This window comes from Aurantimonas sp. 22II-16-19i, from assembly GCF_002088275.1.
Lineage (GTDB): Bacteria > Pseudomonadota > Alphaproteobacteria > Rhizobiales > Rhizobiaceae > Jiella.
The window spans coordinates 40,570-63,418 of sequence record NZ_AQQS01000029.1 but is presented as its reverse complement, the minus strand read 5'-3'; the positions used below and the strand labels follow the sequence as shown (position 1 = coordinate 63,418).

Here is a 22,849-nt window from a genome sequence, read left to right as displayed (position 1 = left end):
ATTGTCTGAGACGGACCGGCTGATCTCTGCCGACAAGCGCGGCGAGGACATCGACGCGACGCTGCGGCCGCAGCGGCTCGACGATTTCGTCGGGCAGGCCGCGGCGCGCGCCAATCTCAAGGTGTTCATCGAGGCGGCCAAGGCCCGCGGCGAGGCGCTCGACCACGTGCTCTTCGTCGGCCCGCCGGGGCTCGGCAAGACGACGCTCGCCCAGATCATGGCGAAGGAGCTCGGCGTCAACTTCCGCTCGACCTCCGGACCGGTGATCGCCAAGGCCGGCGACCTCGCGGCGCTCCTGACCAATCTGGAAGAGCGCGACGTCCTGTTCATCGACGAGATCCACCGGCTCTCGCCGGCGGTGGAGGAGATCCTCTATCCGGCGATGGAAGATTTCCAGCTCGACCTCATCATCGGCGAGGGGCCGGCGGCGCGATCGGTGAAGATCGACCTGTCGAAATTCACCCTGGTCGCCGCCACCACGCGCATCGGCCTTTTGACGACGCCGCTGCGGGACCGCTTCGGCATTCCGGTGCGGTTGAACTTCTACACCGTCGCCGAGCTGGAGCACATCGTGACGAGGGGTGCCCGGCTGATGGGCCTGCCGATGAGCGAGGACGGCGCCAGGGAGATCGCCCGGCGCGCGCGGGGCACGCCGCGCATCGCCGGACGGCTGCTGCGGCGGGTGCGCGACTTCGCCCATGCCGAAGGCGCCGCGACCGTCGACCGGCGCGCGGCCGACGCGGCGCTGACGCGCCTCGAGGTCGACAGCCTCGGCCTCGACCAGCTCGACCGGCGCTATCTCGACCTGATCGCGCTCAATTTCGGCGGCGGCCCGGTCGGCATCGAGACCATCGCCGCGGCACTTTCCGAGCCGCGCGACGCCATCGAGGACATCGTCGAGCCGTATCTGCTGCAGCAGGGCTTTCTCCAGCGCACGCCGCGCGGCCGGCTTTTGACCCAGCATGCCTTCCGGCATCTGGGAATGGCGGTGCCCACGAGCTATCAGGGGACCCAGGCGACGCTGTTCGAGGAGGGCGGCGAGGACTGACGCGGTCCGTCGCCGCATGCCTGTTGCCTTTCCATGCGCCGGCGGCCGTCACTGGTTCGAGCGCCGCCGTTCCAGCCAATCAGCGAGTTTCCTGTCATGAGTGATATCCCGAGCTGCCCGCAATGCCAGTCGCCGCACGCCTATGCGGACGGCGCCCTCCTGATCTGTCCCGAATGCGGGCACGAATGGTCGCCATCCGCCGAAGAGGCAGGGGGCGTCAAGGCGTTCCGGGATGCCAATGGCGCCGTCCTTTCCGACGGCGACACCGTCACGGTGATCAAGGACCTGAAGATCAAGGGCACGTCGCAGGTGGTCAAGGTCGGCACCAAGGTGAAGAACATTCGCCTGGTGGAGGGCGACCACGACATCGACTGCAAAATCGACGGCGTCGGCGCGATGAAGCTCAAGTCGGAGTTCGTCCGCAAGAGCTGAGGATGGCTCACCGAGAGCATGCAAGGTCACCCGAGCGAGGTATTGCCCCGATCGGCAGTACAGGGAAATGACGAGAGAGTTCGGAGCGACATTGCGATCGGGCGATTTCCGTCCCAATATTAAGTGGGCGATCGAGGCACTCAAAGACGGATCTTGCGATGCGGAGCCGAGCGTGGATATTATTCATATAGTCGTTTTGTTATTCGTATTTTTCTTCGCATCAGTCGTGAATGTATCGGCCGGCATGACAAGGCTGCCGTTCGAAAAGACAGTCGATCAGGAGAGGATCCGCGAAAAATACACGGATTTCGATGAACATGAAGTCGGTTCAATATATGAGGCTTCTAATGGTTTCATAAAAATATATTGGATCGAATCGAGAACGTCATGTCATGACGGTATATGTCCTGCAATCATTACGCACAATTTTTCAGGAAATGACTCAATATTACAGGTATTTACGACGCGAGACGCGCGCGCATTTACATCTTTCGATATGAACAAACGGTTCCCTGGTACTATTGAATTCTATCATAATCAGCGCACCCTTGGGTATGCTGTTTTCAATGATACGTCGGTGTACTGGGCTCCCAGCTTACTCGCGGTCGAGGATGCGGGACGCAGCCGCCTCGATGGTCGCTAGGGACGCGCCCGAAAGTGCCTCGCGGGCGAGATCGAGGAACCGGGTGGCCTGCAGATGCACGGCCCGCCGTTGCTCCTCCGTCCGGCAGGCCGGCAGGAGTTCGGTCAGGCAGGTCAGGAAATGCTCGCCGGCGATCATGTCCGATGCGGCATACTGGCGAACGTGGCCGAAGGCGATCTCGATGAAGCTGGTGAAATCGCCCGCCTCGATGATCGCCCGCAGCTTGCCGTCGCCGTCGACGATGTAGGGATCGCCGGGAGCCCGTCCGGCGATCGCGGCCATCGCAGCCTTCAGCCAGTCCAGGCAGGTGATCGCCGTATAGGGGTCGTTGACGCCGGGGGAGAGCGCCCGGCTGGCGATCTCCACGAGTTCGTCGAAGAGGAACTCGATGTCCTGGCGCGGACTGCGGCTGTTGCCCGCCGCGATCGAGGCGAGCAGCCGGTCACCGATGTCGTCGCTGCAGCGTTCGGCCGGCCACACCTGGAACAGCGTCCGCCCCTCATGGACGAAGATGCCGGGACTGCAGGTGAGGCGGACGACGACATCGGCCGATTTCGCCGCGTCGATCAGGGATTCGCGATCGACGATCTGCAGATAGCCGACCCGGTCCGAGGCGATCTCGCCGAAGGGCGGCGAGCCCTCCTCGTCGCCGGCTCCGCACCGCTCCCAATCGACCCTGTCGCCGGCGCGCCCACCCTCCGCGCTGCGGAAACACGGCGGCACCTGCCAGCGGATGTTCTCGTGCTCCTCCTTGCTGCGGGTGGGCTCGGTGGGAAATTCGTGGTCGATCCGCTTCAGCAGCCCGAGACCGATTCCGGCGACGACGTTGGAGATGTGGATGTTCGAGGGAACGTGGTGGATGAAGTAGATGAGGACGCCGATCGAGACGATGGCGAGGATGATCGCGCCGAAGATCGCCAGGTTCGGCACGAACATCGGGCCGAAGCCGTCGTCGGTGCCGCCGTCGCGCACCGCCCGCAGCACCAGCATGGTATAGACGAAGGTGGCGACGAAGACGCCGAGGGTGATCTGGTTGCCCCGGTCGTTCATGAAGTTCGTCAGGAGCCGAGGGCCGAAGCTGCCGGAGGCGAAGACCACCGCCGCCATGGTGACGGAGAACACCGTGCCGGCAACGCCGATCATCGAGCCGCCCACGGCCGAGAGGATCGCCCGCGCTCCGTCGGGCTGGGTGGCATAGAGAAAGGGGCTGGTCCCGAACGCGTCGTTCGGCACGAGGCTGTCGAGTTCGATCAGCACGAAGGCGAGGACCGCGGCGGCGATCGCCATGATCGAGGGGATGAACCAGTAACTCGCGATGATCCGCTCGTAATACTGCAGGACGAGTGCGCGCATCGGTTTCCTTCGAATGCCCCTGGATCGAGCCCGCGGCACGAGTCCCCGGCTGGAAGGCGGCATCTATGGGAGCCGCGGCATCAGGCCAGAGGGGAGGGCATCCGGCCGCAGCGAGTCGGACGGGATGTGCCGATAGAAAAGCGGGCCGGAGAACCGGCCCGCCTTGCGCTGCTTGCCATTTGGCATGTGAAGCGGCGGCGTTTCCCGCAGCTTACATCGACGAGCCGAGATCGACCTTGAAGAACAGCGTCTCGCCGGAGGAGTCGTCGACGCCGTCATTGTCGGTGACGGCATAGGCAGTGCCGTCGCTGGCGAAGGTGAAGCCCTCAAGCTTGTCGACGACGTAGCCGCCGGTGGCCGAAAGCTCCGGAAGGAAGTCGTGGACTTCTTCCTTCGTCACGGTCGGCAGATCCGAGCCGATCGCGCCTGGCGTCACGCCGTCCAGCGAAACCTTGAACAGCTTCTTTTCCTTCGCCGCGGCACCGATCTGGTTGTCGCGCTCGACGATGTAGAGCGCGCCGTCATGGGCGGTGATCTCCGACAGGCCGACCCAGCCCTTTTCGGCCTTGTCGAGCGGATAGCGCACCGCGCTCCATTCCTTCGAGCCCGGCTGGTAGGAGAGCAGCTTGACGGTGCCCTTCTCGTCGTCCTTCCACTCGCGCTGGATGGCGATCCACAGCCGGTCGCCGTCCATCGTGATGCCTTCCGCGCCGAAGCGGGTCGACTGGTCGGTCAGTTCCTTCGGCATCGGCACGGCTTCCTGGATCACGCCCTTGCCGTCGACATGGAGGATCTGGTGCGGGATCTCCTTCTCGGGATTGCCCTCGCTGGCCAGCCAGAAGCCGCCCTGGCCGTCGGCGGTGATGCCTTCGAGGTCGAGCGACTTGGCCGGCTCGCCGTCCTTCGTCACGGTCATCGCGTCGGTGATCTTCGCCGGGGTCGAGGAGGCGTCGATCGTGAAGATGCGCGGCTGGTTCTTGTAGAAGGAATCCGACACCGCATAGAGCTTGCCGGCATCTTCCGGGTCGCCGGCGAGGCCCGAGAGAGCGCCCCATCCGACGGGCAGGCCGTCCTTGTCCGCGGAAACGATCATCGGATAGGAGGGCGTCCCCTCGGCCCGCTCGTAGAGCATCACGTGGCTGCGCGCGCCGCCGTCCTCGACGAGGTCTTCCTCATTGGCGGTGACGAGCAGATTGCGCGACGGGATCGCCACGGCGCCTTCCGGCCCGATGCCCGAGGGCAGCAGCTGGACGAATTTCGGATCGCCCTCGGTGACGTCGTAGACGCCGACGGTCGAGCCGCGCTCGGACAGGACGAAGGCGTAGGTCCGGTCGCCGAAGGTCGCGACTTCGAGGCCCTCCGGCTCGATGCCCTTGGCATCGGAGCGCTTGTCCGGATAGTGGCCGGCGCGAATGAGTTCGTATTCGTAGGACGGGCCGCTCTCGTAGGCGACGGTGCCGTCCTTGTTCCAGACGGTGAAGGAGCGCGAGCCGCCCTCGTAGTCGCCTTCGTTGGCGGTCATCAGCCGGTCGTCGTCGAGCCACTGGACGGCGTCCGGCTCGCGCCGGCGACCATCCTGCGAATCCGTCAGCGCGATCTCGCCATTGTCGTCGGCGTCGATGTTCTTCAGATCGACGGTGCCGGCGGAAAAGTGGTTCGTCACCTTGCCGGTCGAAGCGTCGATGATGGCGAGGGCGTTGTTTTCCTGGAGCGTGACGACGATCTCGTTCTTCGAGTTGAAGTCGACGAATTCCGGCTCGGGGTCGTCGCCGCCGACCTCGGAGAGGCCGGTCATCTCGACCTTCTTCATCGAGCCGCAGTCCGGCGCGCCATCGGTCAGATCGAAGATCGTGACGTAGCCGGCCGGGAGCTGGGGCAGGACACCGTCGTTCAGGTCCTCGTCGCGCTCGTTCTCGATGGCGACGGCGACGAACTTGCCGTCCTTCGACACCGCCACCGAGTCGGGCTGGCCGCCGAGATCGCAGGACGCGATCTCCGTCTTGTCGGAGACGCTCAGGACGGCGAGGCGGCCCGACGGGTTCGTGAAGCTCTCGGAGGTGTTGACGCCGACGAGGACGTCCGGGCCGGCGACGGCGACCGAGGTGGGCTCACCCGAGAGCGAGATGAAGCCAGCCGGCTTCGGCGCCTTCGGATCGGTGATGTCGATCATGCCGATGCCACCGGCGGGGCTGTCGGAATAGATCAGCGTGTTGCCGTCCTGGCTCGCCGTGATGATCTCCGCGGAGGTCACGGTGTTCGGATCGGCGTCCGCCGGAAGGTTGCTCGCCACCGGAAACGATGCGATGCGGTTGAACACCGGCTCGGCGTTGGCGGCGCCGGCGGTGGACAGGATGGTCGTGGCAAGAAGCGCGGCGATGACGTGGCGCGGCATGGTGCCTCCCGAAGTTCATGGGGTTGCGGATGCGTCGTTCTGCCTGACGGTGCGTGACACTGCGATGACACTGTTTCACCGGACTTTCGCCCAAATCCTGAGAGTGATGCCAAGGCCATGATAGGACAGACGAAAAATCCCGAGGATGGACAGGCCGGAAGCGACCTGGCCGGATGGCTGACCGAAGACGGCCATCGCCTCGACCTGCGCGTCTATTTCGAGGACACGGATTTCTCGGGCGTGGTCTATCACGCCCGCTACCTGAATTTCCTCGAACGCGGACGGTCCGACCTCCTGCGGTTGAAGGGGATCGGTCACCGCGAACTGATGAGCGGCGCGTTCGGTACGCCGATGGCCTTCGCGGTGCGCCGGATGGAGCTCGACTTCCTGCGTCCGGCGCGGATCGACGACGTTCTGACGGTGACGACCAAGACCCGGCAGCTCGGCGGCGCCCGCATCCTGCTCGACCAGACGATCGCGCGGGATGGCGAGCTGCTTCTCGAGGCCAACGTCAAGGTCGCGGTCATCTCGCCCGAAGGCAAGCCGATGCGGATGCCGGCGCGGGTGCTGGAGGTCCTGGCGGCGCCCGCTCCTGCCTGACCGCCGATCCGGCCTCCGATGCCCCCGATCCGGCACCGCCGGCGCGGCAACCGACATGAGTCCTGTCGTAACCGCCTGTTAACCATGGCGGGTCCAGAACAGGAAACGGCGGATTTGAATCGATTTCGCCATGCTTTCACCGGAATCGGTTGTGAAAGCGGGGCGGGGGATACGGTTCGCGCAGTTGCATCGCTGTTGCATGAGAAGGCCGTATGAGGATCGGGACATCCGGACCGTGTCGGTCGCGCCGGGAGGATCTCGACGGGCGGCACGTCGCCTGCCGCAGCACGCAACGGACGTGGATGGAAATTGGGGTGCCGGGCAGGACGGGACGGTTCTGCTGCCGGCGTTCGGTTGTTTTGGGGGCTTGATCTTAAATGGACGGGCAAATCGCTCAGGAAGCGCTGTCGGCTGCAGGATCGGTGTCCCTGTGGGAGCTGTTCTGGCAGGCGGGCTTGATCGTCAAGCTGGTGATGATCGGCCTGCTCTTCGCCTCGATCTGGTCCTGGGCGATCATCATCGACAAGACCATGCGCTTCGGCGCCTTCCGCCGGCAACTGAACAAGTTCGAGAGCCACTTCTGGTCCGGACAGTCGCTGGAGGAGCTCTATCACACGCTGTCCGAGCGCCGGACCTCCGGCATGGGAGCGCTGTTCGTGGCGGCCATGCGCGAGTGGAAGAAGTCGTTCGAAAAGGGCGCCCGGTCGCCGATCGGCCTGCAGGCGCGCATCGAGAAGGCGATGGACGTGACGCTCGCCCGCGAGATGGATAGCCTGGAGTCGCGGCTCGGCTTCCTGGCGACGGTCGGCTCGGCAGCGCCCTTCGTCGGCCTGTTCGGCACGGTGGTCGGCATCATGACCTCGTTCCAGGCGATCGCCGGATCCCAGCAGACCAGCCTCGCCGTCGTCGCCCCCGGCATCGCCGAGGCGCTGCTGGCGACGGCTATCGGCCTCGTCGCGGCGATTCCCGCGGTCATCGCCTACAACAAGCTCTCGGCGGATGCCGGCAAGCTGGGCATGCGGCTGGAAGCCTTCGCCGACGAGTTTTCCGCCATCCTGTCGCGGCAGATCGACGAGAAGCTCACGCAGCAGCGCTGAGGCTCGGCCGCCGCGTCGTCGCCGCATTGGACACGAGGGTCGCTTTCGCGAGGGGCCCGCATTCGAGGGATTGAGCCATGGGAATGTCGGTCGGCAGTTCCGGCGCCAGGCGCACGCGGCGGGGACGCTCGCGAAGGGCCCCGATGAGCGAGATCAACGTCACGCCGATGGTCGACGTGATGCTCGTGCTCCTGATCATCTTCATGGTGGCAGCGCCGATGCTGACTGTCGGCGTGCCGATCGAGCTGCCGAAGACGCAGGCGAAAGCGCTGAATTCGGAATCGCAGCCGATCACCATTTCGGTCAATTCCAACGGTCAGGTCTTCATCAACGAGACCGAGATCGCCGTCGAGGAAGTCGTGCCGAAACTCGAGCAGATCGCCGCGACGGGCTACCAGGAGCGGATCTTCGTCAAGGGCGACCGGTCGGCCGACTACGGCACGGTGATGCGGGTGATGGGCCGCATCTCGGCGGCCGGATTCAAGAACATCGGTCTCGTGACCGACCAGGAACCCCAGGCGTGAGCTGCGCGAGCCCCAGATGAAATCCGGCATCGTCGTCTCTGCAGTCCTGCACACCGCGGTCCTCACCTGGGGACTGTGGGCGTTGAGCGCGCCCGAACCGCTGCAGGTGGCGGCCGTCGATTCGCTGCCGGTCGAACTCGTGCCGGTGGAGGAATACTCGCAGTCCCTGATCGGCAAGAAGGACGCTCCCGTCACCGAGACGCCGGCGCCCGAGCCGACCAGCCGGCCCGAGAACGAGGAGCCGGCGCAGAACGTCGGCGACAATTCGACCGATCTGGAGACGCCGCCGACGCCGACCGACCGCGAGCGGGCCGTGGAACAGACGGCCGCGCCCGCCGCCTCGGAACCGCCGCCGGCGCCCGAACCGACGCCCGAGCCCGAGCCGGCTCCGGAGACCGTGCCGACGCCGCGGCCCGAGCCGGCGCCAGAGCCGCAGGAGACCGCGCAGCCGGCAGAGGCGGCACCGGCCGAGCCCGCGCCGCAGGAGGTCGATCCCATCGAGGAGGCCATCGAGACGGCGGAGCCGGAGCCGCAGCCAGATCCCGCGCCGCAGGAGACGCCCGCGCCGCAACCGGCCGAGCCGCAGGTCGCCTCGCTGCCCGATGCCGGGCCGGTGCCCCAGGCGCGCCCGTCGCCGCCGCGGCCGCAGCCGAGCGAAACGAGACGGCCGGAGAAGCCGGTCGAAAGACCGCGCGAGACGGCCGAGCAGGACAGCGAGTTCGACCCCGACAAGATCGCCGCCCTCCTCAACAAGGAGAAGTCGGCGGGCGGCGGGGCGCGGCGTTCGCAGCAGCAGGCCTCGCTCGGCGGCGACAGAAGGACCGGCGCCAAGCTTTCCCAGAGCGAGCTCGACGCGCTGCGAGGTCAGGTCAGCCAGTGCTGGTCGCCGCCTGCCGGTGTTTCCGAGGCGGGCTCGCTGCGGGTGACGATCCGCATGCGCCTCGATCCGTCGGGCGGCCTCGAAGGGCGGCCCGAGATCATCGACGGCGGCAGCGGCTCGGCGATCGAGCGGGCCGCGGCCGAGGCGGCGCTGCGCGCGGTGATGCGCTGCGCACCCTACACGCTGCCGGCGGAGAAATACGACACGTGGTCGGAAGTCCTGTTGAACTTCGATCCCAGCCAGATGCTCTGATCCGGGCCGGCACGAGACATCGCCATGAAATTTCCCGAAAGAAACCTACTAAGGGCGACTGGGAATGGACAGGCCGGCTCGTGACCCGGACCCGGGGGACCGGTTCGGATGCGAGGGCCGGCGGGAAGAACGGCCCGCCGCATCGTGCGGCAGGCCTGTCCGACATCGAACATCAAGGCCGCCGGAGAGGCGGCGACGCTGCCGCTCAAGAGGGGAAGTTCCGCCCATGCATATGAATCTCAGGCGCCTCTGCGCGGCCGTTCTGGTGTTCGCCGGCGTCTTCGCCGCGGCGACGCCGGCCTCGGCCGTCGTCGAGCTCGACATCACCCAGGGCAATGTCCAGCCGCTGCCCATCGCCATCACCGACTTCCAGTCGCAGGACGGCCTCGGCAAGAAGATCTCCGACGTGGTGTCGGCGGACCTCAAGCGCTCCGGCCTGTTCGCCCCGATCAGCCCGGCGGCCTTCATCCAGAAGGGCCTCGGCCCGGATGTCAGCCCGAACTTCCAGGACTGGACGGTGATCAACGCCCAGGCCCTCGTCGTCGGCCGGGTCTCGCCGGAGGCGGACGGCCGCCTGCGCGTCGAATTCCGCCTTTGGGACACCGTCGCCGGCCAGCAGCTCGACGGCCAGCAGTTCTACACCAATCCCGACAACTGGCGCCGGGTCGGCCACATCATCGCCGACGCGATCTACGAGCGCGTCACCGGCGAGAAGGGTTATTTCGACAGCCGCGTCGTCTTCGTCGCGGAGAGCGGCGACAAGGTCAATCGGGTCAAGCGCCTCGCCATCATGGATCAGGACGGGGCGAATGTCCGCTACCTCACCGACGGCAGCGACCTCGTCCTGACGCCGCGGTTTTCGCCGAACCGCCAGGAGGTGACCTACATGTCCTTCGGCAACGGCGAGCCGCGGGTCTATCTCCTGCAGCTCGAGACAGGCCAGCGCGAGATCGTCGGCAACTTTCCCGGCATGACCTTCTCGCCGCGCTTCTCGCCGGACGGCCAGAAGGTGATCATGAGCCTGCAGCAGAACGGCAACGCCAACATCTACGCGATGGACCTGCGCTCGCGGGCGACGACGCGGCTGACCTCCACCAATGCCATCGACACCTCCCCGTCCTTTTCGCCGGACGGGACGCGCATCGTCTTCGAGTCCGATCGCGGCGGGCGCCAGCAGCTCTACACGATGGCCGCCGACGGCTCGAGCCAGCAGCGCATCTCCTTCGGCGACGGCACCTATTCGACGCCGGTCTGGTCGCCCCGCGGCGATCTCATCGCCTTCACCAAGCAGACCGGTGGCCAGTTCCAGATCGGCGTGATGCGGCCGGACGGTTCGGGCGAGCGGATCCTGACCTCGGGCTTCCACAACGAGGGCCCGACCTGGGCGCCGAACGGCCGGGTGCTGATGTATTTCGGCGACCAGAAGGGCTCCGGTGGCCCGCAGCTCCGCTCGATCGACCTCACCGGCTACAACGAGCAAGTCGTCCCGACGCCCGGCTACGCTTCCGATCCGGCCTGGTCGCCGCTGCTCGACTGAGGCGCCGGCCCGGGCCGCAGGTTGGGGGAGGCGGCGGCATCGGTGCCGCTGCTCGACAAGACGACGCCCCGTTCCCCGGATCGAAGCGATTCCACCACTGTGACTTTGATGCCCTCAGCCCGGCGCAAGGCTGGGGGCATAAGTCTATTGCATGTTGCAGGAACGCCTCAGCCTTCCTGGAAACCGCCGCCAGTCGGCCGAAATTCTCAGCTTCCGCCGGATCTGCCAAACCGTTGCCGCGGCTGTGCGAGACAGTCCGCTTTTACCGTCCGCTTTTACCGGTCGTTAAGCTTGGACATGGTAGTCCGTCGGTAACGAGAATACCTTTAATTTGAAGGAGTTCGCCATGCCGAGCATGGTCTCTCACGGCAAGGGCCACATCGCCATCGCGCTTCTGGCGGGCCTCCTCGTCGCCGGTTGTGCGAGCAAGAAGGACGGGCTGCCCGACAGTGCGGCAGGCCTTGGCCTCGGCGGCGCCAACGGCATCGGCGGGGCCGGCAACGTCACGCCGGGTTCGCCCCAGGACTTCACGGTCAATGTCGGCGACCGGATCTTCTTCACGACGGATTCGTCCGACATCAACGCCCAGTCACAGCAGACGCTGCAGCGCCAGGCGCAGTGGCTGAACCAGAACGGCCAGTACGCGATCACCATCGAGGGCCATGCCGACGAGCGCGGCACCCGCGAGTACAACCTCGCCCTCGGGGCACGCCGCGCCTCGGCGACCCGCGACTACCTGGCGTCGCTGGGGGTTCCGGCGAACCGCATGCGCACCATCTCCTACGGCAAGGAGCGGCCGGTCGCAGTCTGCGACGACATTTCCTGCTGGTCGCAGAACCGCCGCGCCGTCACCGTCCTCGGCGGTCCGTCGAGCTGACGGTTCGCGTCGCGGCCGGTCGTCCCGGCGGGGTGATTGCTCCGCCGGCAGGCCTTTCGCCGCGACGAAGCTCGGGACCGGATCGCCTTGGCGGTTCGATCGGGTGCCCGAAGTTCCCGTCCAGCGTTCCGCCCGGTCTTGCCGGGCGGAATTCCTTTGGACGATCAGCGAGCCGTCAAAATTTGGCCGAACTCGCTCGATCCAAGCTTGCTCTGCGAAATCCAGCCGCATCAAACTGTCCTTCTCGCCGGGCGACCGCCTCGGGAAGCGGCAGTCGTTCGCGATGGTGACGACACGCTTCGATGGAGCGGGCGAGGGGAACGAATGGTGACGACAGTGAAGATGCTCCGCTGCAGCCTTGCGGCAGCCGGAATGCTGGCCATGGCGATGCCGCCGGCGGCTTCCGCCTTCGAACTGCCAGGCATCTTCGGCAGTTCCGACGCGAGACCCGCCTTGGCTGCACCCGGGGGCGGACTTCCTGCCGCAGTGACGCAGGATGCGGCAGGCGAGCATGACCCGCGCCCGATCGTGATGGCCCAGTCCGGCGACGTCGTCGTGCGGATCAACCAGCTCGAGGAAGAGATCCGGCGCCTCAACGGCCGCGTCGAGGAGCTGAGCTTCCAGCTTCTCCAGGCGCAGGAGGACATGCGCAAGTACCGCGAGGATTCCGAATTCCGGTTCCAGGAGATCGAGGGCGGCGGTGGCGCGGCTCCCGCTTCGTCGCGCTCCGGCGAACGGCGCGGTGACGCGGCGCCTTCCGGCTCCTCCGGGACTTCGGGAACCGCATCGGCCACTGGCAGCGGCGACGACACGATCGGCAGTCTCCTCACCGACGGGCTCGATACCTCGTCCCTCGGCGGCTCCTCGCCGGCGCAGGACGCCGGAGCGAGTTCCGACTCTTCGACGGTCGCGAGCATCAAGGCGGAGGGGCCGCGCGACATGTACAACCTCGCCTACAACCATCTCCTCGCCGGCGACTACCAGAAGGCCGAGCAGTCGTTTCGCCAGTATTCGCAGACCTATCCGAGCGCCGAGGACGCGCCTGACGCCGAGTACTGGCTCGGCGAGAGCCTCTACCAGCAGAAGAAGTTCGCCGATGCCGCGGAGGTCTTTCTCGACGCCCAGAAGTCGCATCCCAAGAGCGGCAAGGCGCCGGACATGATGCTGAAGCTCGGGATGTCGCTCGCCAAGCTGAACAACCGCGATACGGCCTGCGTCACCTACAAGGAAGTCGCCCGTCGCTATCCCCAGATGAGCGACAACGTCCGGCGCAAGCTGAAGGACGAGGAGAAGGCGGCGAACTGCTGATCGCCTCGCCGCCCGGATCCGGGACGGATCCCGGCAAGGCGCGCGCCGCCGAAGGCGAGCACGCGTTCGACCCGGTGCTTTGCGGTGCATTCGGCGCCACGATCGACGAGGCCGCGCGCCGGCTCGACCCGCCCGGCGGCATCCTCCTCGCCGTCTCCGGTGGCCCGGATTCCCTGGCGCTGCTGCTGGCGTCCGCCGCCTGGCGACGCTCCGCCGGCTCTTTCCACCTGCCCATCCACGTTGCCACCGTCGATCATCGGCTGCGGCCGGAATCCGCCGGAGAGGCGCGGTTCGTCGCGGCGCTTTCGGCGCAACACGGCTTTCCCCATGCGACGCTCCCATGGGCCGGGCCGGACGGCCGCGGCAATCTTTCGGCCCGGGCCCGCGAGGCGCGCTACGGGCTGCTGCTCTCCCATGCGAGACAGCACGATCTCGGCCTGGTGCTCGTCGCCCATCACCGTGACGACGATGTCGAAACCCATCTCATTCGCCGAAGCAACGGCGCCGACCTCGTGGTCGCGGCGGGGATGCGCCGGCTGCGCTGGCTCGCACCCGACGTTCTTCTCGGACGCCCCTTCCTCGGGATCGCCCGCGTGCGGCTGGCCAGGGCGGTCGCAGCCGAGGGGATGACACCGGTCGACGACCCGGCCAATCGCGACCCGCGCTACCAGCGCGCCCGCATCCGCATCGCGCTGACGGCGGAGCCAAGGCGCGGCGAGCGGGCGCTGCGCGATCTTGCCCGCTGCAAGATGGCGAGAGACAGGGGGGAGCAGGTGCTCGCCGATGCCATCGCGGATCTCGAGGGAACCGGACGCCTGCGGTTCGCCGAGGACGGCGCCATCGTTGTCGAGCGCTCGGTCTTCGCCGAGATGTCCGAACGCTGCGCAGGCCATCTGGTGTCGCGTGCCGTCGTGGCGGCGGCCGGAACTGCGACGCCGCCCTCGGGCGAGGCCGTGCGCGAGGTGCTCGCCCGGCTGCGGTCCGGCGGAGCGGAGCAGGGCGTGCACTCCCTCGGCGGCGCGCTCGTCGCCATCACATCGACGCAAGCCGTCTTCATGCGCGAATACGGGCGCTCCGGCATCGCCGCCTTGTCCCTGGCGGAAGCTACGCGCAAGCGGGGGGAACACGGCATGACATGGCCCGCCGTCTTCGACGGCCGCGTCGTGCTCGATCTCGGCCCCTGGCGGACGCTCACCGGGCCGAAGCTCGTGCCGCTCGGTGCGCTGGGGCTGGGCGGGCACCGCACCCGATGCCTGCCGGTGCTCCTCGATGCCGCCGGTCGCCCGCATGCCGCGATGGGCGCCGCCGCGATACGGCTCGGACGCGACGTCGCAGCCCTCGATTTCAAGCTCCTCGCGCCCCATCTTCTGAAACGTGACCTGCCGCCACCGAAGTGCCTAACCCCTCCACAACCATGATCGAAGGCTCGCCCCGCTTTTTGCCGCAAATTCCCGTCAGTGTGTTGGCATTGGGTGCAGCAACACTTATCTTCACGGGGTTCGCGACGCGGGCCCGTCCGCCGACTCAGGAAGAGTGATGAACCAGAACTTTCGAAACTTCGCGCTGTGGGCGATCATCGCCCTGCTGCTGATCGCGCTCTTCCAGCTGTTTTCGAACGGCACGCAGACCGGCAATGCGCGCGAGATCCCCTATTCGCTCTTCCTTTCGGACGTCGAGAGCGGGCGGATCCAGTCGGTCAACATCCAGGGCCAGCGGATCTCCGGCAAGTACGGCGACAGCGCGACCACCTTCCAGACCTACGCACCGGAAGACCCGCAGCTGGTCTCGCGGCTGGAGAACAAGAACGTCCAGATCAACGCGAGCCCGCCGGGCGACAACTCGAACCCGATCTGGTCGATGCTGCTCTCCTTCGGTCCGATCCTCCTGATCCTCGCCGTCTGGATCTTCCTGATGCGCCAGATGCAGGGCGGGGCAGGCGGGAAGGCGATGGGCTTCGGCAAGTCCAAGGCCAAGCTCCTGACCGAGGCCCATGGCCGCGTCACCTTCGGCGATGTTGCCGGCGTCGACGAGGCGAAGGAAGACCTCGAGGAGATCGTCGAGTTCCTGCGCGAGCCGCAGAAGTTCCAGCGCCTCGGCGGCAAGATCCCGCGCGGCGTGCTGCTCGTCGGCCCTCCGGGCACCGGCAAGACGCTGCTGGCGCGCTCGGTCGCCGGCGAGGCCAACGTGCCGTTCTTCACCATTTCGGGTTCGGACTTCGTCGAGATGTTCGTCGGCGTCGGCGCCAGCCGCGTGCGCGACATGTTCGAACAGGCCAAGAAGAACGCGCCCTGCATCATCTTCATCGACGAGATCGACGCGGTCGGTCGCCACCGCGGCGCCGGCCTCGGCGGCGGCAACGACGAGCGCGAGCAGACGCTGAACCAGCTGCTCGTGGAGATGGACGGCTTCGAGGCGAACGAGGGCATCATCCTCATCGCCGCCACCAACCGCCCGGACGTGCTGGACCCGGCGCTGCTGCGTCCCGGCCGCTTCGACCGCCAGGTCGTGGTGCCGAACCCGGACTTCACCGGCCGCGAGAAGATCCTCAAGGTGCATGTGCGCAACGTGCCGCTGGCGCCGAATGTCGACCTGAAAACGATCGCCCGCGGCACCCCCGGCTTCTCCGGCGCGGATCTCGCCAATCTCGTCAACGAGGCGGCGCTGATGGCGGCGCGGCGGTCCAAGCGCCTGGTCACCATGCTGGAATTCGAGGATGCCAAGGACAAGGTCATGATGGGCGCCGAGCGCCGGTCCATGGCCATGACCGAGGAAGAGAAGAAGCTGACGGCCTATCACGAGGCCGGCCACGCCCTCGTCGGTATCCACGAGCCGTTCAACGACCCGCTCCACAAGGTCACGATCATTCCGCGCGGCCGCGCCCTCGGCGTGACCATGAACCTGCCGGAGCGCGACCGCTACGGCATGCGCAAGAACGAGATGGAGGCCCGCCTCGCCATGATCTTCGGCGGCAGAGCCGCCGAGGAGATCATCTACGGCCTCGACAACGTCACCACCGGCGCCTCCAACGACATCCAGCAGGCCACCAACATGGCCCGGGCGATGGTCATGGAATACGGCATGAGCGACAAGCTCGGCCGCCTGCGCTACAAGCAGAACCAGGACGAGGTGTTCCTCGGCCACTCGGTCGCCCAGCAGCAGAACATGTCGGAGGAGACGGCGCGGCTGATCGATTCCGAGGTGCGGCAGATCATCGAGACCGCCGAGAACAAGGCGCGCAAGATCCTGACCGATCACATCGACGAGCTGCATCTGGTCGCCAAGGCGCTGCTGGAATACGAGACGCTCTCCGGCGACGAGGTCCACGATCTTCTGGCCGGCCGGCCGCTCACCCGCGACATGGGCGACGACACGCCGCCGTCGCGGGGCTCGGCGGTGCCGAAGGCCGGATCGCAGCGGCCGGCGCGCGGCGACGGGCTCGAGCCCCAGCCGACCTGAGCCGACAGCTTCCATGAACATCGAAAGGGCGGCCCAAGGGTCGCCTTTTCTTTGCCGGCGGCTTAACCCTGCCATCAGCAATCCCCGGATACTCCGTTGATCCGATCGCCCCATGGCGTCATGGAAGGATCGGCAGGCACACGCCCTGAACGAGAACCGGAGATGTTCGCCGCGAGCAGGGGCGTGGACTGGGGCATGGGCATGCCGGGCGCCCGGCCGGCGCATCGATCGAACGAGTGGGGAACTGATGGCCAAGAGCTATTTCGGGACCGACGGCATCCGCGGCACCGCCAACCGCCATCCGATGACCGCCGAGGTCGCCATGAAGGTCGGCATGGCGGCCGGCATCGTCTTCCGGCGCGGCAATCACCGGCACCGGGTGGTCATCGGCAAGGATACGAGGCGGTCGAGCTACATGATCGAGAACGCCATGGTCGCGGGCTTCACCGCCGCCGGCGTCGATGTCTTCCTGCTCGGCCCGATGCCGACTCCCGCCGTCGCCATGCTCACCCGCTCCCTGCGGGCCGACATCGGCGTGATGATCTCGGCCTCCCACAATCCGTTCGAGGACAACGGCATCAAGCTGTTCGGCCCCGACGGCTACAAGCTGTCCGACGACATCGAGGCGGCGATCGCCGGGCTGATCGACGAGGACCTTGCCTCCCGCATGCCCACGGGCGCGGAGATCGGCCGGGCCAAGCGCGTCGACGGCGACATCTACCGCTACATCGAATTCGCCAAGCGCACCCTGCCGCGGGAACTCTCCCTCGACGGGATGCGGATCGCCATCGACTGCGCCAACGGCGCCGGCTACCGCGTCGCGCCGGAGGTCCTGTGGGAGCTCGGGGCCGAGATCGTCAAGATCGGCGTCGAGCCGGATGGCGTCAACATCAATCGCGATTGCGGCTCGACCGCTCCCGGCGCGCTGATCGCCAAGGTGCGGGAGGTGCGGGCCGACATCGGCATCGCCCTCGACGGCGACGCCGACCGGGTGCTGATCGTCGACGAAAGGGGCGACATCGTCGACGGCGACCAGCTGATGGCCGTCATCGCCGAGAGCTGGGCGGAGGACGGACGTCTGGCCGCCGGCGGTATCGTCGCGACGATCATGTCCAATCTCGGCCTCGAGCGCTTTCTCGAGTCCAAGCAGTTGCAGCTCGCCCGAACCAAGGTCGGCGACCGCTACGTCGTCGAGCACATGCGCCAGCACGGCTACAATGTCGGCGGCGAGCAGTCGGGCCACATCATCCTGTCGGATTTCGCGACGACCGGCGACGGCCTCGTCTCCGCCCTGCAGATCCTCGCGGTGGTGCGTCGCAAGGGCGGGCCGGTCTCCGAGATCTGCCGGCGCTTCGAGCCGGTGCCCCAGGTGTTGAAGAACGTGCGCTTCCGCAACGGCGAGCCGCTGCAGCAGGATCTCGTGCAGGACGCCATCGCCAAGGGGCGCGACCGCCTCGGCAATGCCGGGCGGCTGGTGATCCGGCCCTCGGGAACCGAGCCGCTGATCCGGGTCATGGCCGAGGGTGACGACGCCGGTCTCGTCAATGCCGTGGTGGATGACATCGTCGGCGCCTTGCACGCCGCCGCCGGCTGACCGCGGGCCGCGGCCGCGCGCGCCTCGCGCGGGGGAGGTCCCGCAAGGTCGCAAGCCGATGCAAACCCTTACTGCGTCGAGTTTGCCACACTGGCTGCGCCGCAGCGGAAACCGGTCGAACGCTCAAGCATTTATAGTAAGCAGATCGTGACCATAAACGATCCGTTAACCATCTCCGTTTACCGTCTTCGTCGAGGTCACCCAATTCGGTGACGCCCTTCGCACCGACCTCAACGGAGACGACAACAATGAAGACGCTGCTTTTGACGACCGTCGCCGCAATCGGTGCATGGTCGGCGTTCGCACCGGCAGCCATGGCTGCCGACATCATCGAAGAGCCGGTCTATGTGACCCCGCCGGCCCCGGTCCCCGTCGTGCAGACGTCGGGCTGGTACCTGCGCGGCGACATCGGCTATAACTTCAAGTCGAAGAGCGACGGCCACTGGGACTTCTACAACATCTTCTATCCCGGCGTGGACGATTCCCATCGCTACGATGAGCTGAACCTCAAGAACTCCGCCAATTTCGGCGCCGGCGTCGGCTACCGGGTCAACGACTACTTCCGCCTCGACGCGACAGCGGACTATTTCCGCGCCAACGCCGAAGGTCGGACCGAGTGCCCCTACCAGATCAAGAACGATCCCAACCACGGTCTCGGCGGCGATCCGGACGCGGTGTGCAACTATGACGACACGTCCAAGGCGTCGATCTGGACGATCATGGCCAACGCCTATGTCGACGTCGGCACCTACGGCCGCATCACGCCTTATATCGGCGCCGGCATCGGCGCGGCGCATGTCAGCTATTCCGACTCCAGCACCACCGAAAACTGCCCCGAATGCGTGCCGACGTGGGTGCCGTACGAAGGCACCCATCCGGGCCTGTCGTCCTGGCGCTTCGCCTCCTCGCTCATGGCCGGCGCCAGCGTCGACATCACCGAGCAGCTGAAGATCGACGCCGGCTACAAGTACACCCGCATTTCCGGCGGCAAGGCATTCGGCTACGACAGCGAGGACACCGCTTACGGCGCCAGCGGCACCCAGATGGAAGACAACGGCTTCAACATCCACACCGTCCGCGCCGGCCTGCGCTACGAGTTTGGCGGATCGAGCTTCGGCAAGGGCAAGGAGCCGGCGCCGCTCTACACCGCGCAGGACACGGTCTATGCCGAGCCGGCCCCGATCTACAAATAAGTAAGCAAGGTCTGCAGGCGGCACACCCGCCGCCCGCACCGACTTCCGGCAGCCCTCGAGACGCTGCCGTGACGGATCCCATCGCCCGCCCGGCTAATGCCGCGGCGGGCGATGGCGTTTGGTCGGAGCACCGAGGGAACCGGACCGCTCGGGCCGGAATGGACTCGGTCGCGTGTCGTCGCGTCGGATGATGTCGATGGCCTCGACCACGACCTCGGCGGCGATGCGAAAGGCGCGCACCGCCTCGTGGCCCAGCCTCAGCGGGAGGCGACGCGATCCGGGTGCCGCCGGCGTCCGGCGAAGAGACGGCCGCGCCGTCGCCGCTTCGGGGCGTCGTCGTCGATGATCGTCCCGGTATCGTCCCCGTCCGGCATCTTCTCCACCGCATGCAGACCGGGGCGCGGCTTGACCAGCGGTTCCGGCGTCACGGCGTGCGTCGTCACCATGTCGTTGCCGGCATAGATGCCCTCGGCTTCCTGCAGCTTCAGCCGGGCATTGTCGCGGTTCCGCACGTCCGAGACAATGCGCGAGGCGAGCTCCTCCTCGACGCCGAGGGCCGAGATCGTCGCGCCGCCGAAGGACAGCGCCGATTCCACCGTCTCGCGGATCTCGTAGTCGACGCCGCGGGCCCGGAGCGACAGGGCATGGGCCCGGTCGTAGGAGCGCACGAAGAGCCGGACGTTGGGAAACTCCGAGCGGATCATGTCGACCACCCGGTCGGTGGTCTCGCGTTTGTTGGTGCAGACGGCGACGAGGCCGGCCTTGCGGATGCCGGCGGCCTCCAGCACGTCCTTTCGAACGCCCGACCCGAAATAGATGCGGAAGCCGAAGCGCTCTGCGGTGCGGATGCGGTCGACGGAGGAGTCGAGGATGGTCACGTCGATGCCGCTCGACAGGAGCACCTGCGCGACGATCTGGCCGAAGCGCGAGAAGCCGACCAGCAACACCTCCGAACCCGCTCCGTCGAAGCTCTCCTCCATCTCCTCGGCTTCGTCCGGCCGGTCGAGGAGCCGCCCCAGCCAGGTGGAGAGCGGCGTCAGCACCATGGAGAGGGAGACGATGGCCACCAGGATGGACGACGTCTCGGCGGAGAAGATGCGCTCTGCCGCCGCCGCGGAGAACAGCACGAAGCCGAATTCGCCGGCCTGTGAGAGCAGCGTCGCGACCCTCAGCGAGAGCCCGTGGGTTTCGCCGAACAGCCGGCAGAGGCCGTAGATCAGGCCGGCCTTCACCGCCATCATCAAGGGCGCGGCCAAGAGGATGATCGGCCAGAACTGCTGCAGCACGGCAAGGTCGATCGACAGGCCGACGCCGATGAAGAACAGGCCGAGGAGAAGGCCGCGGAACGGCTCGATATTGGCCTCGAGTTCGTGGCGGTAGGAGCTGTCGGCGAGAAAGATGCCGGCGATGAAGGCGCCCATCGCCATGGAGAAGCCCGCCGCCTGCATCAGCATGGCCGACCCCAGCACGACGAACAGCGCCGCGCCCAGCATCACCTCCCGCGCTCCGGCCGAGGCCATCAGCCGGAACAGCGGGTTGAGCAGGTATCGCCCGGCGAGCACCAGGGCTGCCACCGCCCCGAGCGAGATGGCGACCTGCAGCGGGTCGATCGTCGTTCCCTCGCCACCGGGAGAGAGGAACGGCAGGATGGCGAGCAGAGGCACCACGGCGAGATCCTGGAAGAGCAGGATCGAGAACGCCGCCTGGCCATGGCGGGTGTTGGTCTCGCCGGCCTCGTCGAGCAGCTGCATGCCGAAGGCGGTGGAGGAGAGGGCGAGACCGAAGCCGACGACGAGCGCCGGCGCGATGGCGAGACCGACGAGGAAATAGGCGACCGCCGCCAGGACCACGCCGCTGACCATCACCTGGGCAAGGCCGATGCCGAAAATCTGCCGCCTCAGTGCCCACAGCCGGTCGATCCGCAGCTCCAGCCCGATGATGAAGAGGAGGAAGACGACGCCGAGTTCGCCGATGGAGAGGATCTCCTCGCCGTCGCCGATCAGCCGAAGCACCGGGCCCATGACGATGCCGGCGGCCAGATAGCCGAGAACCGTCCCGAGCCCGATCCGCTTGAACAGCGTGCCGGCGACGATCCCGCCACCGAGCAGCAGGACGACTTCGAGGAAAATGGCGCTTGATCCGTGTTCCACTTCCGGGCACTCGTTCCTATCTCATGGCGGGACGGCCACTGTCATGCCGCACCGGTGCGCCCGCGCCAAGCGCCGTCACGCATTTTGCGAGGATGCGCCACGCTGCCGTCTGGCTTGCGTCGGTGCGCTGCAGCATAAATAGTTTCACGAACCAGACCAGTAGGCGAAGCGATGAACGATGACACGAGGCGGCTGACCGACACTGCCGCGCGGCTGATCGCGGCGGCAAAGAAGGCCGGGGCCGATGCCGCCGACGCGGCGGTGGTTCGCTCGCTGGGGCGTTCGGTGGATGTCCGGCTCGGCAAGGTCGAGGATACCGAGAGCTCCGAGAGCGAGGATCTGGCGCTGCGGGTGTTCGTCGGACAACGGGTCGCGACGGTCTCCGCCGACGTTCACGCCGACATCGACCGCCTCGCCGAGCGCGCGGTGGCGATGGCCAAGGTCTCGCCCGAGGATCGCTACGCCTCGCTGGCCGAACGCGAGCGGCTGGCGCCGGACGACGGGCTCGATCTCGACCTCTACGACCCGACGGCGCTGCCGAGCGAACGGATGGTCGAGGAGGCCCTGGCGCTGGAGGATGCGGCGCGGGCGGTGTCCGGCGTCACGAATTCCGGCGGCGCCTCGGTTTCGGCCGGGGCGAGCGGTCTCGTGCTGGTGACGTCGGAAGGATTCGTCGGCGAGAAGATGCGATCGGGCTTTTCCCGCTCGGTCAGCGTGATCGCCGGCGCGGGCACGGCGATGGAGCGCGACTACGATTTCGATTCGCGCATCCACTACGGCGATCTCGACCCGGCGGAGCAGATCGGCCGCAGCGCCGGCGAACGCGTGGTTCGCCGGCTGAACGCCGGCAAGGTCGCCACCGGCAGCTATCCGATCGTCTTCGATCCGCGGGTCGCACGGGGCCTGATCGGCAGCCTCGTCGGCGCGATCAACGGCGCGGCGATCGCGCGCAAGACCAGCTTTCTCATGAACAGGATGGGCGAGCCGGTGCTGCCGGCCTCCGTCACCATCCTCGACGAGCCGCTCCTGACGAGGCGGCCGGGATCGCGGCCCTTCGACGGCGAGGGCGTGCGGGGCGAGACCATGGCGCTGGTCAAGAACGGCATCCTGAAGAACTGGATCCTCGACACGGCGACGGCGAAGGAACTCGGCCTGACCACCAACGGCCGGGCGGCGCGCTCGTCGGGCGGGGTCTCCCCGTCCTCCACCAACGTCTCCGTCAGCCCCGGCGCGATGACGCCGGAGGAACTGATCGCCGAGACCGGCAACGGCATCTATGTCCACGAGCTGATCGGGCAGGGCACCAACCTCGTCACCGGCGACTACAGCCGCGGCGCCACCGGCTACATGATCGAGAACGGCAGGCTGACGCGGCCGGTGTCGGAATTCACCATCGCCGGCAACCTGAAGGACATGCTGCTCGGCCTGACCCTCGCCAACGACCTCGACACCCGCTTCTCGCTGGTGGCCCCGACCTTGCGCGTCGAGCGCATGACCGTCGCGGGACACTGAC

Annotated in this window: 18 protein-coding genes; 15 read left to right on the top strand and 3 right to left on the bottom strand. The window is 67.0% G+C overall.

Going from position 1 to position 22,849, the window contains the following annotated elements; translation table 11 throughout:
• Window position 1: 1 nt before the first annotated feature.
• The 3 genes from ruvB to ATO4_RS27325 all read left to right on the top strand — a co-directional run bounded on the left by ruvB (window position 2) and on the right by ATO4_RS27325 (window position 2,123).
• Window positions 2–1,048: a Holliday junction branch migration DNA helicase RuvB gene (gene ruvB / locus ATO4_RS19800; protein WP_083593277.1), complete on the top strand. Its 1,047-nt coding sequence runs from the start codon at window positions 2–4 to the stop codon at window positions 1,046–1,048.
• Between the two features lie 96 nt (window positions 1,049–1,144).
• Window positions 1,145–1,480, top strand: coding sequence for a zinc ribbon domain-containing protein YjdM (locus ATO4_RS19795; RefSeq protein ID WP_083593276.1), 336 nt, complete (start codon window positions 1,145–1,147; stop codon window positions 1,478–1,480).
• A 67-nt stretch (window positions 1,481–1,547) separates the two neighbouring features.
• Window positions 1,548–2,123 carry a hypothetical protein gene (locus ATO4_RS27325; RefSeq protein ID WP_139802566.1) on the top strand — a complete coding sequence of 192 codons (576 nt, stop codon included), beginning with the start codon at window positions 1,548–1,550 and terminating at the stop codon, window positions 2,121–2,123.
• Here ATO4_RS27325 and ATO4_RS19790 read toward each other — a convergent pair.
• On the bottom strand, window positions 2,076–3,476 hold the full coding sequence (locus tag ATO4_RS19790) for a DUF2254 domain-containing protein (protein ID WP_176223066.1): 1,401 nt from the start codon (window positions 3,474–3,476) through the stop codon (window positions 2,076–2,078). The genes ATO4_RS27325 and ATO4_RS19790 overlap by 48 nt on opposite strands.
• 211 nt (window positions 3,477–3,687) lie before the next feature.
• Window positions 3,688–5,868 (bottom strand): esterase-like activity of phytase family protein, encoded by a 2,181-nt coding sequence (locus ATO4_RS19785; protein ID WP_083593274.1) that lies wholly within the window; start codon window positions 5,866–5,868, stop codon window positions 3,688–3,690.
• A 117-nt stretch (window positions 5,869–5,985) separates the two neighbouring features.
• Here ATO4_RS19785 and ybgC point away from each other — a divergent pair, with 117 nt between their 5' ends.
• From ybgC to ATO4_RS19730, 11 genes are all read left to right on the top strand, one after another.
• Window positions 5,986–6,468, top strand: coding sequence for a tol-pal system-associated acyl-CoA thioesterase (ybgC, locus tag ATO4_RS19780; RefSeq protein ID WP_083593273.1), 483 nt, complete (start codon window positions 5,986–5,988; stop codon window positions 6,466–6,468).
• A gap of 389 nt (window positions 6,469–6,857) precedes the next feature.
• Window positions 6,858–7,565 carry a protein TolQ gene (gene tolQ, locus ATO4_RS19775; protein WP_139802568.1) on the top strand — a complete coding sequence of 236 codons (708 nt, stop codon included), beginning with the start codon at window positions 6,858–6,860 and terminating at the stop codon, window positions 7,563–7,565.
• Window positions 7,566–7,642: 77 nt separating this feature from the next.
• A complete protein-coding gene (gene tolR / locus ATO4_RS19770; RefSeq protein WP_083593271.1) occupies window positions 7,643–8,089 on the top strand; it encodes a protein TolR in 447 nt (148 codons plus the stop codon).
• 16 nt (window positions 8,090–8,105) lie between these two features.
• Window positions 8,106–9,221 carry a hypothetical protein gene (locus tag ATO4_RS19765; RefSeq protein WP_083593270.1) on the top strand — a complete coding sequence of 372 codons (1,116 nt, stop codon included), beginning with the start codon at window positions 8,106–8,108 and terminating at the stop codon, window positions 9,219–9,221.
• A gap of 226 nt (window positions 9,222–9,447) precedes the next feature.
• Window positions 9,448–10,758, top strand: coding sequence for a Tol-Pal system beta propeller repeat protein TolB (gene tolB, locus ATO4_RS19760; protein WP_139802565.1), 1,311 nt, complete (start codon window positions 9,448–9,450; stop codon window positions 10,756–10,758).
• Window positions 10,759–11,104: 346 nt separating this feature from the next.
• Window positions 11,105–11,635 carry a peptidoglycan-associated lipoprotein Pal gene (gene pal, locus ATO4_RS19755; protein WP_083593304.1) on the top strand — a complete coding sequence of 177 codons (531 nt, stop codon included), beginning with the start codon at window positions 11,105–11,107 and terminating at the stop codon, window positions 11,633–11,635.
• A 327-nt stretch (window positions 11,636–11,962) separates the two neighbouring features.
• Window positions 11,963–12,943, top strand: a complete 981-nt coding sequence (gene ybgF, locus ATO4_RS19750) for a tol-pal system protein YbgF (protein ID WP_210191104.1) — start codon at window positions 11,963–11,965, stop codon at window positions 12,941–12,943.
• Between the two features lie 74 nt (window positions 12,944–13,017).
• The gene (tilS, locus tag ATO4_RS19745; protein WP_176223065.1) at window positions 13,018–14,361 is read left to right on the top strand and encodes a tRNA lysidine(34) synthetase TilS; all 1,344 of its coding nucleotides are present in this window, start codon (window positions 13,018–13,020) and stop codon (window positions 14,359–14,361) included.
• 118 nt (window positions 14,362–14,479) lie between these two features.
• Window positions 14,480–16,399, top strand: coding sequence for an ATP-dependent zinc metalloprotease FtsH (gene ftsH, locus ATO4_RS19740; RefSeq protein ID WP_083593266.1), 1,920 nt, complete (start codon window positions 14,480–14,482; stop codon window positions 16,397–16,399).
• Window positions 16,400–16,646: 247 nt separating this feature from the next.
• The gene (gene glmM / locus ATO4_RS19735) at window positions 16,647–17,993 is read left to right on the top strand and encodes a phosphoglucosamine mutase (RefSeq protein WP_083593265.1); all 1,347 of its coding nucleotides are present in this window, start codon (window positions 16,647–16,649) and stop codon (window positions 17,991–17,993) included.
• 248 nt (window positions 17,994–18,241) lie between these two features.
• A complete protein-coding gene (locus tag ATO4_RS19730) occupies window positions 18,242–19,186 on the top strand; it encodes an outer membrane protein (protein WP_083593264.1) in 945 nt (314 codons plus the stop codon).
• A 257-nt stretch (window positions 19,187–19,443) separates the two neighbouring features.
• Here the strand turns inward: ATO4_RS19730 and ATO4_RS19725 are convergent, their stop codons facing one another.
• The gene (locus tag ATO4_RS19725; RefSeq protein WP_083593263.1) at window positions 19,444–21,336 is read right to left on the bottom strand and encodes a monovalent cation:proton antiporter-2 (CPA2) family protein; all 1,893 of its coding nucleotides are present in this window, start codon (window positions 21,334–21,336) and stop codon (window positions 19,444–19,446) included.
• 171 nt (window positions 21,337–21,507) lie between these two features.
• Between ATO4_RS19725 and ATO4_RS19720 the strand changes: the two genes are divergently transcribed.
• The gene (locus ATO4_RS19720; RefSeq protein WP_083593262.1) at window positions 21,508–22,848 is read left to right on the top strand and encodes a TldD/PmbA family protein; all 1,341 of its coding nucleotides are present in this window, start codon (window positions 21,508–21,510) and stop codon (window positions 22,846–22,848) included.
• Window position 22,849: the final 1 nt, after the last annotated feature.

Excerpts from the sequence above, each read along its gene's own strand:
- tolB (WP_139802565.1), top strand. The coding sequence starts at position 9,448 with ATGCATATGAATCTCAGGCGCCTCTGCGCGGCCGTTCTGGTGTTCGCC.
- ftsH (WP_083593266.1), top strand. The coding sequence starts at position 14,480 with ATGAACCAGAACTTTCGAAACTTCGCGCTGTGGGCGATCATCGCCCTG.
- ATO4_RS19785 (WP_083593274.1), bottom strand. The coding sequence starts at position 5,868 with ATGCCGCGCCACGTCATCGCCGCGCTTCTTGCCACGACCATCCTGTCC.
- ATO4_RS19765 (WP_083593270.1), top strand. The coding sequence starts at position 8,106 with ATGAAATCCGGCATCGTCGTCTCTGCAGTCCTGCACACCGCGGTCCTC.
- ATO4_RS27325 (WP_139802566.1), top strand. The coding sequence starts at position 1,548 with ATGACGAGAGAGTTCGGAGCGACATTGCGATCGGGCGATTTCCGTCCC.
- ATO4_RS19790 (WP_176223066.1), bottom strand. The coding sequence starts at position 3,476 with ATGCGCGCACTCGTCCTGCAGTATTACGAGCGGATCATCGCGAGTTAC.
- ATO4_RS19730 (WP_083593264.1), top strand. The coding sequence starts at position 18,242 with ATGAAGACGCTGCTTTTGACGACCGTCGCCGCAATCGGTGCATGGTCG.
- ATO4_RS19720 (WP_083593262.1), top strand. The coding sequence starts at position 21,508 with ATGAACGATGACACGAGGCGGCTGACCGACACTGCCGCGCGGCTGATC.
- glmM (WP_083593265.1), top strand. The coding sequence starts at position 16,647 with ATGGCCAAGAGCTATTTCGGGACCGACGGCATCCGCGGCACCGCCAAC.
- tolR (WP_083593271.1), top strand. The coding sequence starts at position 7,643 with ATGGGAATGTCGGTCGGCAGTTCCGGCGCCAGGCGCACGCGGCGGGGA.
- ybgC (WP_083593273.1), top strand. The coding sequence starts at position 5,986 with ATGATAGGACAGACGAAAAATCCCGAGGATGGACAGGCCGGAAGCGAC.
- pal (WP_083593304.1), top strand. The coding sequence starts at position 11,105 with ATGCCGAGCATGGTCTCTCACGGCAAGGGCCACATCGCCATCGCGCTT.
- ATO4_RS19795 (WP_083593276.1), top strand. The coding sequence starts at position 1,145 with ATGAGTGATATCCCGAGCTGCCCGCAATGCCAGTCGCCGCACGCCTAT.